Origin of the sequence: Flavobacterium sp. ACN6, assembly GCF_002304005.1 — a bacterium.
Taxonomy (GTDB): Bacteria; Bacteroidota; Bacteroidia; order Flavobacteriales; family Flavobacteriaceae; genus Flavobacterium.
This window is the reverse complement of the sequence record NZ_MRCQ01000010.1, coordinates 111366-125436: the sequence shown is the minus strand read 5'-3', so window position 1 is coordinate 125436 and position 14071 is coordinate 111366. Positions and strand designations below refer to the sequence as shown.

Genomic DNA, 14071 nt, shown 5'->3' with positions numbered 1-14071 from the left:
GACGTTATTTACATACAGAATCATGAGGGTTACATAATTCACAGTCAGTTATTTATGTTTAAATTAAAGCATAAAAAAAACACCTGTACAGCGTACAGATGTTTTTATGATAATAGAAGTAAGGATTAAGATTCGAAAAATCTTATTCGGCTGCTACAATATTTACAGCATTTAAAGCAACGTCATTTAATACGCAGTCGGCTTCTTTTTCTTCGGCAAGAGTTTGCGTTAAAAGTTTTGCAGCATTGTTTTCACCCAATGTTTTCGCGAAAGCGACTAAGGTTCCGTATGTTGCAATTTCATAATGTTCAATTTTTTGAGATGCAGCAATTATTCCAGCATCTCTAACGGCTCCAGGAGCAGTTTCTAAAAGAATACTGTCTCCTTCCTTCAAAAGTCCAGCCATTGCTTCACATTTTTTTCCTTCGGCTTTTTCGCCTAAAAGTTCAAAAACCTCTTCTAATCTCTTAACTTGATTTTGGGTTACGTCAAGATGTTCTAAAATCGCGCTTGAAAGTGCTGCAGAAGTAGCATTATCCGCCATTTTTGGCAAAGCGCCCACTAATGCATTTTCTGCCCAGTAAATATCTTTAAGACTGTCAATAAAAAGTTCTTTCAATTCTGTTGCAGCGTCTGATGCCGGCTCAACAAAATTGTTTTTCATGTTGTTTTTAACTCCTTTGTTTTCTATGTTTTTTTCTGAATTTTTCATGGTTGTTTTTTTTTGTTTTAATTGTATAAGTTTGGTTCACGCTGCCAAAAACGGTGCAGTGTCATTGCGGCGATAAAATCCTGTGCAAATCCTTGAGCGGCAATGTCGCTTGTCAAAATAATTCCAGCATCGTCATTTGTGATTTTTGATGCGAAAGGAGCGCTGCTTATAATTTCTGAAGCTTCGCCATCTGCACCAATTACTTTACAGTGTTTGTAAGCATCATTAAGGAACTCAAATAAATCATCATTTTCAGCCAATGCATTCAATCCTAAACCGTGTGGAATGTAAACAGCATCAAATAATACCGATGATGCAGTTAAAAAACTAAATTCGGCTGGAATTGCACCGTCTGCGTCAGTTACTATAGATCCAAGATGAGGTGCAATAATGCATCCTTTGGCATCTTCTTTTTTTAGTGCACTTTTCATATTCAATACAGCAGCTTCAGAAACGCCGTCTGAACAAATAATAGCTACTTTTCTTGAAGCAATTGTTGGTGAGTTGGTTGGATTTTTAATCATACTCAATGCTTCTGACGAAGAAACAGACGATTCTACCGTTTGTGGTTCCTGAGGTCCTCCTTCGTTTTCTGGAGACACACCTTTGTTAATTGGCGTTTCCAAAATTGGCGGAACGGTTGCACCAAGTCCAAGAGCTACTTTTTCAGCAAGATTGCTGTCGATTTGAGAAAGCAGACCTAAAACTCTTACGCGTATAGCGGTTGTTTCAACTTTTCCAAGTTCAAAACGCAGTGCTTTTACAATATGACTTTTTTCTTCTGGCGTCTGGCTGTTAAAAAATAATTTGGCTTGTCCGAAATGATCATTAAAACTTTCACTTCTTTCTCTCACTTTGTGTGCGTCAACTCTTTCATTAAAACTTGCAAAACCGCCTTCTTCGATTTTTGCCTGATAAGGACAGCCTCCGCCAAGTGAATTGGGATGATAACTTACACGGCCTTTATTGATTTCCTGACGCATATGTCCGTCACGCTGATTGTTGTGAACCGGCGCAACACTTCTGTTAATCGGGATTTCATGAAAATTTGGACTTCCTAATCTAGAAAGCTGTGTATCGGTGTAAGAAAATAATCTTCCTTGTAAAAGTGGATCATTACTAAAATCGATTCCCGGTACAATATGACCTGGATGGAAGGCAATCTGCTCTGTTTCTGCGAAGAAATTATCAGGATTTTTGTTTAAGACCATTCGCCCGACGATAGTAACAGGCACCAATTCTTCGGGAACCAATTTTGTTGGATCCAGAAGATCAAATTCGTACTTGTTTTCATCTTCAGCAGGAATTACCTGAACGCCTAATTCCCATTCTGGGAAATTACCCATTTCAATTGCTTCCCATAAATCTTGTCTGTGAAAATCTGGATTTTTTCCTGAAATTTTCTGAGCTTCATCCCAAGCAACTGCGTGCGTTCCTAATTTTGGTTTCCAGTGAAATTTCACAAAAACAGATTCTTCTCTTTCGTTGATTAGTCTAAAAGTATGAACGCCAAAACCTTCCATCATTCTATAACTTCTCGGAATGGCACGATCAGACATTACCCACATAATCATGTGCATTGATTCTGGCATTAAGGAAATAAAATCCCAAAAAGTATCGTGTGCAGATGCAGCTTGTGGTATTTCATTATGTGGCTCTGGTTTTACAGCGTGAATAAGATCGGGAAATTTCGCCGCATCTTGTATAAAGAAAACCGGAATGTTATTGGCAACTAAGTCATAAATACCTTCTTGAGTATAAAATTTAACTGCAAATCCTCTGGCATCTCTTGCAAGATCTGTAGAACCTCTTGAGCCTGCAACAGTCGAAAACCGCGTAAAAACGGGTGTTTTTAGACCTTTTTCTTTTAAGAAACCAGCTTTGGTTAATTCTGGAATTGGATTTGTTACTTCGAAAAATCCATGAGCTCCTGATCCGCGTGCGTGAACAATCCTTTCTGGAATTCTTTCGTGGTCAAAATGCGTTATTTTTTCCCTCAAAATAAAATCCTCGAGTAGAGAAGGTCCTCTTTCACCGGCTTTCAGCGAATTATTATCATCATTAATTCGCAGGCCCTGATCTGTAGTCAGGAATTTGTTAGTGCCATCTGATTTGTTGACTGATAAATCGCGTTGTTTTTCGTCTTGAAAATTTTTCATAAAATATCATATTAGTTAAATACATTTAAATTGTAGAAAAATCATAACTCTTGCCTGTAGTAACTAGTTAGAGTTATGATTTTTCTTTCAATCCAAAATTAAATTATACTAAAGTGACGTTTTTATATTATTACAATATATAGTTCTACAATTACCAGTAATTCAATTGAATAAGAAAATAATTATACTTAAATATTAGAATTTCGTCTGTTTATATTGCCTGTAAGGGAAGAAAAATATTTACAGTTGTTCCTATTGATGGCTGGCTGGAAACTTTTATAAAACCTTTATGATTAGCTGTAATTTTTTCTACCAAAGTTAATCCGAGTCCGCTTCCGTATTGCAGATCATTGCTGTCAAGTTTATAGAAAGGTGTAAAAATCAACTTTTCAAAATCTTTATTAAAACCAATTCCGTTATCGCTTACATAAATTTTGATATAATTTATTTCTGGATCGGCACCTAAATCTGCCATTGCTTCCGTTGACGGATAATCTATACTGATTTTAATTTCAGGTGTCGTGCCTTGTTTGGTGTATTTAATAGCGTTTGAAATTAAATGGGTAAAAAGCAGCTGCATTTGCGGCGCTATAACCCTAAGAGTCGGAAGAGGATCATTTATTATAACAGCTTTGTAAGCGCTAATTGCAGTTTTTAAGTCGCTGAGTGTTTTTTTGAGTACTATATTGAGATCTGTTTTTTTGAATTCTTTTTTTGAAAAATTTATTTTTGAATAATCTATAAGGTCTTCAATAAGCTGATTCATATTTACTGCCGCACTTAATAATCTTTTTGCATTATGCCTGCCAGATTCGGTTAAATTGGCTTCATTGTCCAGAATTTTTTTACCGAACATATATATTTTTCTTATGGGTTCTAACAGGTTATTACTGGCAGCGTCAGTAAAAGATTCTAATTGTCTGCTGTATCCCAAAAGCTCCATGTTTTTACTTTTTAAAGATTCGTCGCTGTGTTCCAGTTCAGTAACATCTTCTAAAGCTATAAGAATCATGCCTTCAGGAATTGAGTTTAAAATAGGAGAGGCATTAAGAATCAATATGTGCTGCTCACCTGTTGGAGTACGAAATTCTATTTTAAAGTTTTCAACGATATTGTTTTGAGCTAATTTCTTTAAAACAGTTTCCTTAAATTGTGGAATATTCCACTGCGCGTCTGCAATTTCAAAAATTGAAAATCCTTCTGTTTTTTCCTGCTGGGTTTTAAAATATTTATAAAAAGAAGGATTTGCATTTTTAACGATATAATTTTTATCAATAATAATTAAAGGCTCTCGAATTGTATTGACTATTGATTCGTAAAAATTACGCATCGAGGCTAGTTCATCACGGCCATCCTGAAGCTCATCATTGATACAGGATAATTCTTTGTTATTAGACTGGAGTTCTTCTGCCGAAGTTTCAAGTTCCTCATTTATAAGCTGTAATTCATCGGTGCTGCTTAATAATTCTTCATTAGTAGTCTGCAGTTCTTCAAAATAAATCTGCTGTTCTTCGGTAACCCTTTTAAAATCACCGCGAAGCTGCAGTAATTCTCGTTCTAATTCTTCGGTTCGATTTTCGCCTGAATTATTTTGTTCTGGTGGTAAAATGTTTTTTTTACAAAAGATAATCAATAGTAATTCGATATTAGAAGGAAGAAATATAACTTCAAAAGAGGTTATAAAAGAAAGTTTTTTGACGGCAATACTTTCTCCAGAAAAATTCTTTTTCTCATTTCGGGCTTTTAAAACAGCATTTCTTAGCTCGAAACCAATTTCATCGTTAACCATATTTAAAATATTGAAACTTGGTTTTCCGGGAGGAGGCTGTAAAAACGGACTGGTATCTCCATGAAAATGTACAATTTCCAAATCTTCATTAATTATGACGGCGGCCGGAGAATATTGTTCTAAAAGAATATCAGTGGCAATTTTTCTATAATCGATTTCATTATTTGTGATAGAAGGAATATTTTTTATTTTGCTGGCTGCGATATTAAAATCTGGGTGAAAAATTTTGTGTTTTATTGCAGCATCTTTGCGAATGTATATTTTTTCCTGTTTTTCTAATAAGGTAAACAAGTTCTGGACATTATTTGCCGATTCTGCTTTTCCTAAAAATAAAATTCCCTTATTTCTAAGTGCATAATGAAAGGATTCAAAGATTTGATTTTGCAGATTCGGATCAAAGTAAATAAGAACATTTCGGCAGGATACAAAGTCAATTTTGGCGAAAGGTGCATCTTTCGTTAAATCATGAATGGCAAAAACACATTTGTCACGAATGTTTTTATTGACATGGTAACCGCTGTCTTTTTTAGTAAAATACTGTTCGATTCTTTCTTCACTTATATTTTTCAAATCTTGCAGCGTATATACACCAGTACGCGCTTTCGCAATATTTTTTTCAGATAAATCAGAAGCGAAAATTTGGATTTTTATATCGTTATTGTTCGTTTTATTGAGATATTCATCTATACAAATAGCAAGAGAATAAGCTTCTTCACCAGTTGAACAGCCAGCCGACCAGATTCGGATATTCTTATTGCTTACATTTTCAATTAGTGAAGGAAACGCAGTCATCGCCAGATTATCAAAATACGATTGATCTCTAAAAAAATAAGTTACAGGAATTAGAAAATCATGAAATAAAAGATCCTGTTCCTTTGTATTGTCTTTAAGTAATTTTAAATATTTTTCGATGGTATCCTGTTTGGTATTTACCATTCTTTTGGCGATACGTCTTCGAAGGGTTTGGTATTTATAACGATGAAAATCGGTTCCTGTTTTAACAGATACAATGGAAACAATTTCGTTAAAAAGTTCTTGTTCACTAACATCAATTTCTCCCTCAAAGTAAGCATGAGTTATTAAGTAACTATTTTGTATATCTAGTAGCTTAGAAACAATTCTCTCAGGTTCAGCATAATAATCTATAAATTCTGCTGTATAGTTATTTTGATTTTTATTCGATAAAACTGAAATTGTTGCCCCGCCAAATTCCTTAAGTTTTTTTAGTCCCGCCGCACCATCTAACGGATTTGAAGATAGAATTACTCCTAAGGCATAAGTACTATAAACCGTGGCAAGAGATTCGAAAAAAACATCAAGACAGTTGTTAACCCTGCTGCTTCGTGTTCTCGGTTTAAGTTTTAAAATTCCGTTTTCTAAAACCAAAAAATTGTTTTCGGGAACAATATAGATATGATCGGGATGTAATTCTATTTCATTTATAATTTCGACAACAGGAATTTTAGAAAATGCCGTAAGCTGTTCTGCCAGCTTTTCTGATTGCGGAAAATATAAATTTTCAATAATCAAATAACTCATACCTGATACTGCAGGAATTTCAAAAATTATTTTTTTTAATATTTCAATTTCTGCAGCTGTTACACCAATACCAACAACTGGAAATAGGGGAGAAGTTATCTTGTCTTCAATTTCTTTAGGCTTGTTCATGCATTTTTAAGTTTTAAATGAAAAGATTCATTATGCTTAAAATTTTTCTACTAAAATTCCTTAGAAATCCAGCAGTTTATTGATAGGACATAACCTCTAAATGTAATTAGTTTTTAAGTTTTGAATTTGTATTATTAAAGATAATAATTCTATAATTGCCATACTTTTAGGTTGTTATCTTAAGCTTCAACAAACAATATTTATGATTTCTTTCCCATCAACATTAAAGCGACTCCGAAACCTAATCCTGCAAATAATGCCAAGCTTAAGTTTTTTGACGTTTTTGTTGGTGGATTTCCATAGACACGTAATGGTTCTTTAGATTGCTGCAAAACATTTCCTGGATTATCCTGTTTATCATTATTAAGTTTCATTTTTAGACGAACAGCTGCAGATGTGGTATTACTTATGGTCTTTGGAAATAATCGGTACATGTTTGTGATGGCTCCGGAACGGAAATCTGGAAACGAATCTTTTTTGGGATGTTTAGCCAATTCAACCATTTTAGCGGCGGTATCACGCGGATCAGATGCAATAAAAGGAATTTTCATATCGAAGCCAGAGTATTTCGCTGAATGCAGATTTCCTGTTGAATTTTGTAATTGCGGATAGACATTACAAATATGAATATGTTTACGACTGGATATTTCACCCTGAAGACATTCCATCATTCCCCTTATTCCGAATTTTGAAGCAGAATATACAGCACTGTAAGGCGCAGGCATAGAGCCGCCAATAGAGATATTATTGATTAAAATTCCTTCGTTTTGGTCTTTAAAAACTTTGATGGCATTGTAAGCACCGTGCATATACCCAAATAAATTGGTTTTAATAACCTGATGGTGAATTTCTAAAGGAATTTCTTCAAATTTTCCACTCGCCATGACTCCGGCATTATTAACCCAAATATCAATTTTTCCGCCTATAGACAAGGCTTCTTTGGTTACTCTTTCCACATCTTCAGCGATTGACATATCTGCAGATACGCCAACAGCCAAAACATTTAACCGACGACAATAGTCGACCACCTCATCTATACCTTCTTGACCTCTGGCAACTGCCACTATATTACATCCCTGATTTGCAAAAGCCTCGACTGCAGCACGGCCTACACCGCTGCTTGCACCTGTAATGACTACAATTTTTCCTTTAAGGCTGTTTTCGTCTGTTTTTATATCTTCCATGTTTAGTATTTTAAGTAGCGAATAATAATATCTAATAATCTGTATATAAGGTACTAAAAATAATTGCTCAGGAAGTGAGGTTTAAGAAAACTTTAATTTACAGCGTATTAAAATAGAAACTTGAACCAAGCTTTTCAATAAGTTTTTCTTTTAAGTGTTTTTTTCAGCAGATAATCGGTACGAAATTTATTTGATGCTTTTAATTTGTTGAAAATCAAATTGTTATTGTGGTAATGATGTAAGGTTGTTTTTATAAATATGTAAAAAAATGTTCATTTTGTTTCTAATATTTGTTTCAATCAATAGATAGTAATTTCTGTTGTTCATTATTAACGTATTAAAAATCAATATTATGAGAAATTTAATTTTAAGCTGTGCACTATTAATTTTTGCTGGAGCAGCAAGCGCACAGCAGACGCCGACAACAAAAACAAAAACCACAGCAGATTCTACGATGCAGAAAAGCAGAACGCAGAAAACGGATACATTGAAAAGCCAGCATACAAATAAAGCTGGAAAAAAATCAAAAAGTACAGCTCCTGCCACAACTACAAATCGTAAGGATACTATTTCGGGTTCTAAAACAACCCCTAAAAATCCTTAAATTGAATGGACTGTGATTAGAATTGAACATTAAAAAGCCTATTTAATAGGCTTTTTTTATATGTTGAATCAGGCGCGAAATAAATTTTATTTTGGGCTCCAAAAATTAATAATCCTAAATAAAACAACAATGAAAACACTTTTTAAAACTAAAATCGTAATACTATTTTTAATAACAGTATTCGCATTTTCATGTAAAAAGAATGGAGATGCTAACAATGTAAATTCTAATGAGATGAAATCTGACACAATGGACATGTCTGTAGATACGATTGCTCCGGCGGTAGATTCATCTGCAACTTTAAAATCTGATGAAAATGGAAAAAACGGAACTACAGGAGCAACTGGAGAAGGATCGACAGGCTCTGGTACAGAAGGTTCCAAACAGAAAGGAAATCAGAATGTAAAAACAGACTCTATTTAAAAAATGCTCTTCTTTTATAAAAACAAAAAACTCTCAACATAATTGAGAGTTTTTTTATGTGAAGATAAAAGCATTTTTAAGAACGCGGTTTAGCCAGATTTCGGTCGTACATTATGATAGTTCCCGCCACGGCTACATTTAAACTTTTTACAGATTTAAATTTTACTAAATGATGGCATTTGTCCATTACTTTTTTGGACAAACCATGATCTTCAGCACCCAATATATAAACGCAGCGTCTTGGGTGTTCAAATGTTTCTAAATCAGCTGCGCTTTCAGATAATTCTACTCCGACTAATCGCGCACCTTTAGGCAGGTTTTCAAAAAAAGCTTCAAAAGTTTCATAATGAAAGTAAGGAATAGCTTTTACAGCATCATGAGTGTCGCAGGCTTGTTTTGCATATCGGTTACCAATGGTAAATATAAATGTAGCGCCTAAGTTTTGAGCAGACCGCCACAAAACACCTAAGTTTTCTGGTGTTTTACCATTTTGTATTCCTATGCCAAAATATTCGTTTACAAAGTTATCATTCATAAGGGCAAAAGTACAAACTCAAAATACATAAGTCAATTTTTATTGCGGTACAATCCAAATTCAACTGGAATTCTTTAAAATATAGTCTCGATATTTCGACAGCTTCAATTTCATTTCTCTTATTTCGAGAGTTAATTTTTGTTATTCCAGACCAATGTGCTGTTAATCATGCCTGTTCCTTTTTTGGTATATGTTTTGGCTTTTTAAAATGAAATGGTTTGGGATAAATTGCTTTTAGTTATGAAGGTAATTTTTTATAGTAAAGCCATTTGATAGACAAAACATACTAAAGCTCGTAATTATGGTTTTTGAAAACAATACTCTTGAATTACTTAAAGTTATGGAAATTAACAAGGTAACTAACGCTGTTCCTTTTGACACCATTTCAACAGATATGACTTTTGTATGGAATAGAGGATGCACCATGAATATTGTTGTCAACCAAATAGTTTATACGGTCTGTAAGAACGATATCATTATTTTGACCAATCATCATAGTATTGAAAATATTGGTTTTGAATCGGCTAGATTAATAAAGTTTAATCTTCCCTTTATTTATAATATGGGAGATGAAGTAGAAAATAGTCTTAAAGGAACCTTATTTTTTAATATAACCAGCGTTCCTATATTGTCTATTGCAGAAAATGAACTTCATGTTTTTGAAAACTCTTGGGATATTTTTTGCAATGAAATGAAATCGAAAGATAATATGCAGTACGATATGCTGCAATCGATCTTAAAACAGATTATTATTCTTTGCGCCAGGAAGTTAAAAAAAGAAAACAACACCACATCTTCAGAACGTGAAGCAGATATTTTAAGAGAATTTAGATTTCTGGTCGAAAATTACTTTGTAAAACATCACGACGTTGCCTTTTATGCTTCAAAGCTAAATAAATCTCCCAAAACATTATCCAATTTGTTTTCTTCATTATCAGATAGAACGCCTATCGATATTATTCACGAAAGAATTATGGTGCATGCGCGAAAGCAGATTTACCACACTACAAAATCGATAAAAGAAATCGCGTATGATCTTGGTTATGAAGACATACAGACATTTAGCAGGTTCTTTAAAAATAAGGAAGGTTTGTCTCCAATACAATACAGGGAGAGAGGCAGGTTGACATCAAGCTAAAATTTGCAATTTTTGAAGTTCGGGTTTGTAAAGGAAAAATAGTTAACTCATCGGGAAAATGTGTCTAATATATTGTGTTTCAGGTACTGCATCTTTGTAATGTAACATTTACACTTTTAGATTAATCATCAAAATTAACCTTATGAAAACAACTTATCACACCAAAAAAATCAACGGAGTTGACATTTTTTACAGAGAAGCAGGAAACAAAGAGAATCCAACTTTGCTATTATTACACGGTTATCCAACTTCATCGCACATGTTTAGAAATTTGATAACTGACTTATCAGACAAATACCATTTAATTGCACCGGATTATCCTGGTTATGGAAGAAGTGAACAGCCGCCAATAGCGGAATTTAAATATACATTTGAGAATATAGCTTCGATAATGACTTCGCTTTTAAAAGAATTAGATATTCAAAAATACAGTTTGTATTTAATGGATTACGGAGCGCCGATTGGTTTTAGAATTGCCCTTGAAAATCCTGAAAAAGTAGACAGTTTGATTATCCAGAACGGCTGCGCTTACGAAGAGGGTTTAGAGGCTTTTTGGGATCCGTTTAAAGTATATTGGAAAGACATCAACAACAAAGAAGCAGAAACTACTCTAAGCGGATTTCACAGCCTTGACGGTTTAAAATGGCAGTATACACATAATGTTCCAGACGAGTCTTTAATTTCTCCAGACAATTGGGAAATAGATTTGAGACATTTGGAACGACCAGAAAATAATGAAATTCAGTTAGCGATGTTTTATGATTATCAGACTAACGTAACATTATATCCGCAATTTCAGGAGTATTTTAGAAAGTATCAGCCAGAAACTCTTATCGTATACGGAAAAGACGATTATATTTTTCCCGGCGTTGGTGCAGAAGCCTTTAAAAAAGATTTGAAAAACTTAGAATTTCATCTTTTTGATACGGGACATTTTGCTTTAGAAAGTTTTGGAGTTGAAATAGGAGAATTAATCGAAGATTTCTTAGATCGAAAAGTATCGAAATAAATCATGTCTTTGAATTAAAAACAGATAAAATGGAAAAAAAATATCCATTACCGCCCTTTACTTTAGAAACCGCACTGGAAAAAATACAATTGGCAGAAGACGCTTGGAACAGTAAAGATCCAGAACGGGTTTCTAAAGCTTATACTCTCGATAGTGAGTGGCGCAACAGATCAGAATTCATTAACGGACGGGATCAAATTGTCTCTTTTTTGACTGGAAAATGGCAGAGGGAACTGAACTATAAACTCAAAAAAGAATATTGGGCACATACTGACAATAGAATTGCAGTTCGCTTTATATACGAATATCAAAATAAGCAGGGAAAGTGGTTCAGGGCTTACGGCAATGAAAACTGGGAATTTGACGAAAATGGTTTAATGGCGAGACGATTTGCCAGTATAAACGATTTAGAAATCGAAGAGAAAGAAAGGGAATTTAAATGATTTCAAAAAAAATAACTCAAACGTAAGATAATAAGCATTATGAATTTAAGCAGTTTACAATCAGAGAAAGTGATTCATAAAATGATCAGCATCGACTCGATAAAAATTGCCTATCGTGAAGCTGGAGAAATTGGAAATCCTGTTTTGATTTTACTTCATGGATTTCCTTCTTCTTCGCATATGTTTCGAACTATTATTCCAAAGTTGTCCAGACATTTTCATATAATCGCTCCCGATCTTCCTGCGTTTGGTTTTAGTGATATTCCAAATCCTGAAACTTTTAAATATAGTTTCGAAAACTATTCGAATATTGTAAATCACTTTCTGGAAGAGTTAGAAATAGTCAAAGCCAGTTTTTATCTCTTTGATTATGGCGCTCCTATTTTAATGCGTGTTCTAATAAAACGTCCGGAAATGATTGAGATGCTTATTTTTCAGAATGGAAATATTTACAATGAAGGCGTGGGCGATGTTTTAAAAGAAATCAGCGGCCTTTACAGCGAGATTAATTTTGAAAGTTTCATCAAACTAAAGCGGTTTTTCGAATTCGATTATACAAAGTGGGAATACCTCAACGGAGTACAGGATATTGCTAATATTTCTCCAGAAACGTATTTTTTAGATCAGTTTTTAATGGATCGCGAAGGAGTAAAGGCCATTCAAATGGAATTAAAGAGTGATTACAAAACTAATGTCGCTCTTTATTCGGTTTGGCAGGATTTTTTAAAAGAACTTCAGCCGGTCACATTGATTGTCTGGGGAGAAAATGATGAAGTTTTTAAAAAAGAAGGCGCAGAATTGCTTCAAAGAGATCTTCCAGACTCAAAGCTTTTATTTTATCCGACTGGTCATTTTGCACTTGAAGAATTTGGAGACGATATAGCAGAAGAAATTATAGCCTTCTGGTATTTAAATTTTAAATTATTATGAATACCTATTCTGAAATTTTCTTTCTCTTTATAATTGCCCTTATTGGCGGGGCGGCCAATGTGACTATTGGCGGAGGCTGGTTTATCATTTTCCCAAGTTTAATTTTTAGAGGCATTCAGCCAGTAACCGGCACAGCAACTACAACCATAATTCTGTTATCAGGTTTTTTGGCGTCATCAAAACCAATAAATAAAATGACAGAAATCTCTAATAGAGATCTCTTTTTCATGGTGTTTTCCTGTATGATGGGCGGTATTGCTGGTGCTTTTTTTCTCATAACATTTTCGCATAAAGTGTTTGAAAGCATTGCACCTTATCTCTTATTATGTTCCTGGATCCTTTTTACTTTCTATAATAGGATATTGGATTATTGTAATACAAAGTTTAAAGAAAGAAAAGCATTTACATACTCTCACTCTAAACTAATAATACTCTTTATTTTAGGCATTTATGGAGGCTATTTTGGTGCGGGAATGGGAATGATTATTTTTATCTTATACCGTTTTTACGGAATTAAAAATAACGAAACTTTAGAAAAAATTTGCCTAATTTTAGCTGCCTCAAATAACGGAATTGCCATACTCATTTTTATTTATGCCGATTTGATTTTCTGGCCTTTTGCTCTCATAATGATGCTTGGTTCTATTTTGGGAGGTTTTTTAGGAAATGCATTGAAAGAAAAAGTGAATATTCTAATGATAAAAAGAAACGCAGTTCTTATTGGAGCAACAGTAACGCTGTATTTTTTAATATAAAATACAAGAGTTGTAACAAATGGTTTTGGAAAAACAGGAAAAACGATTTTAAAATTTTTTAAAAATTGGTTATGAATTATCAAGAATTAGCTTTCAGCGATGCCATAAAAGAGATTCAGGAAAAAAAAGGAAGCCGCACAAGCTATGCCCGAATGGAAAAAATGTCTTACACAGACGGATTAACCGATCAGGAAATGGCATTTATCGAAAGTCAGGACAGTTTTTATATGGCTTCTTATGGTGAAAATGAATATCCGTACATACAACACCGAGGCGGACCGCAGGGTTTTGTAAAAATTATTGATGCAAATATAATTGGAATTGTCGATTTTGTTGGAAATCGCCAGTATATTTCTGTAGGCAATATCTCAAAAAATCCGAGGGTAGCCATTATTATGGTTTCTTATCCGCAGAGGGCGCGTTTAAAAATTTATGCTGAAGCCGAAATCTTAACGGTCGAAGGCAACGCTGACTTATATGAAAAGCTGAAACCTGAAGAGTATAAGTTTAAACCAGAACAAATGATGATTTTTAAAATCAAAGCTTATGACTGGAACTGTCCGCAGCATATTACACCAAGATATACGATTGCAGAAATTAAAGAAGTGTTTGATCTTCAGAAAAAACATATCGCCGATCTAGAACAGCAGATTAAAGATTTAGAAGCGCTTCTTTCTAAAAAATAAAATTTAGATTTTTGGATTGAAAACGTTGTTAGCTAA

General features: G+C 33.9%; 13 protein-coding genes. 8 read left to right on the top strand and 5 right to left on the bottom strand.

What is annotated here, in order from left to right; translation table 11 throughout:
* Positions 1-142 precede the first annotated feature (142 nt).
* From BSF42_RS16080 to BSF42_RS16065, 4 genes are all read right to left on the bottom strand, one after another.
* The gene (locus BSF42_RS16080) at positions 143-712 is read right to left on the bottom strand and encodes a ferritin-like domain-containing protein (RefSeq protein ID WP_095954111.1); all 570 of its coding nucleotides are present in this window, start codon (positions 710-712) and stop codon (positions 143-145) included.
* A 17-nt stretch (positions 713-729) separates the two neighbouring features.
* A complete protein-coding gene (locus BSF42_RS16075; protein ID WP_095954110.1) occupies positions 730-2871 on the bottom strand; it encodes a catalase in 2142 nt (713 codons plus the stop codon).
* Between the two features lie 211 nt (positions 2872-3082).
* Complete coding sequence (locus BSF42_RS16070; protein WP_095954109.1) at positions 3083-6328, bottom strand: CheR family methyltransferase; 3246 nt, start codon at positions 6326-6328, stop codon at positions 3083-3085.
* A 200-nt stretch (positions 6329-6528) separates the two neighbouring features.
* On the bottom strand, positions 6529-7512 hold the full coding sequence (locus BSF42_RS16065) for an SDR family NAD(P)-dependent oxidoreductase (RefSeq protein ID WP_095954108.1): 984 nt from the start codon (positions 7510-7512) through the stop codon (positions 6529-6531).
* Positions 7513-7864: 352 nt separating this feature from the next.
* On the opposite strand from BSF42_RS16065, the gene BSF42_RS16060 reads away from it, so the two are divergent.
* Positions 7865-8116 (top strand): hypothetical protein, encoded by a 252-nt coding sequence (locus tag BSF42_RS16060; protein ID WP_095954107.1) that lies wholly within the window; start codon positions 7865-7867, stop codon positions 8114-8116.
* Positions 8117-8245: 129 nt separating this feature from the next.
* Complete coding sequence (locus BSF42_RS16055; RefSeq protein ID WP_141248468.1) at positions 8246-8539, top strand: hypothetical protein; 294 nt, start codon at positions 8246-8248, stop codon at positions 8537-8539.
* Between the two features lie 76 nt (positions 8540-8615).
* Here BSF42_RS16055 and BSF42_RS16050 read toward each other — a convergent pair whose 3' ends face one another.
* Entirely contained in the window at positions 8616-9074 is a 459-nt protein-coding gene (locus tag BSF42_RS16050) for an RNA methyltransferase (RefSeq protein ID WP_095954105.1), read from the bottom strand.
* A 340-nt stretch (positions 9075-9414) separates the two neighbouring features.
* Here BSF42_RS16050 and BSF42_RS16045 point away from each other — a divergent pair, with 340 nt between their 5' ends.
* The 6 genes from BSF42_RS16045 (at position 9415) to BSF42_RS16020 (ending at position 14035) form a co-directional block, all read left to right on the top strand.
* A complete protein-coding gene (locus BSF42_RS16045; protein WP_216360285.1) occupies positions 9415-10212 on the top strand; it encodes an AraC family transcriptional regulator in 798 nt (265 codons plus the stop codon).
* A 142-nt stretch (positions 10213-10354) separates the two neighbouring features.
* A complete protein-coding gene (locus tag BSF42_RS16040; RefSeq protein ID WP_095954103.1) occupies positions 10355-11221 on the top strand; it encodes an alpha/beta fold hydrolase in 867 nt (288 codons plus the stop codon).
* Positions 11222-11250: 29 nt separating this feature from the next.
* Complete coding sequence (locus tag BSF42_RS16035; protein ID WP_095954102.1) at positions 11251-11664, top strand: nuclear transport factor 2 family protein; 414 nt, start codon at positions 11251-11253, stop codon at positions 11662-11664.
* A 39-nt stretch (positions 11665-11703) separates the two neighbouring features.
* Positions 11704-12594, top strand: coding sequence for an alpha/beta fold hydrolase (locus tag BSF42_RS16030; protein ID WP_095954101.1), 891 nt, complete (start codon positions 11704-11706; stop codon positions 12592-12594).
* Complete coding sequence (locus BSF42_RS16025; protein WP_095954100.1) at positions 12591-13349, top strand: sulfite exporter TauE/SafE family protein; 759 nt, start codon at positions 12591-12593, stop codon at positions 13347-13349. Before BSF42_RS16030 ends, BSF42_RS16025 begins: the two co-directional genes overlap by 4 nt.
* Before the next feature lie 71 nt (positions 13350-13420).
* Positions 13421-14035, top strand: coding sequence for a pyridoxamine 5'-phosphate oxidase family protein (locus tag BSF42_RS16020; RefSeq protein ID WP_095954099.1), 615 nt, complete (start codon positions 13421-13423; stop codon positions 14033-14035).
* Positions 14036-14071 lie beyond the last annotated feature (36 nt).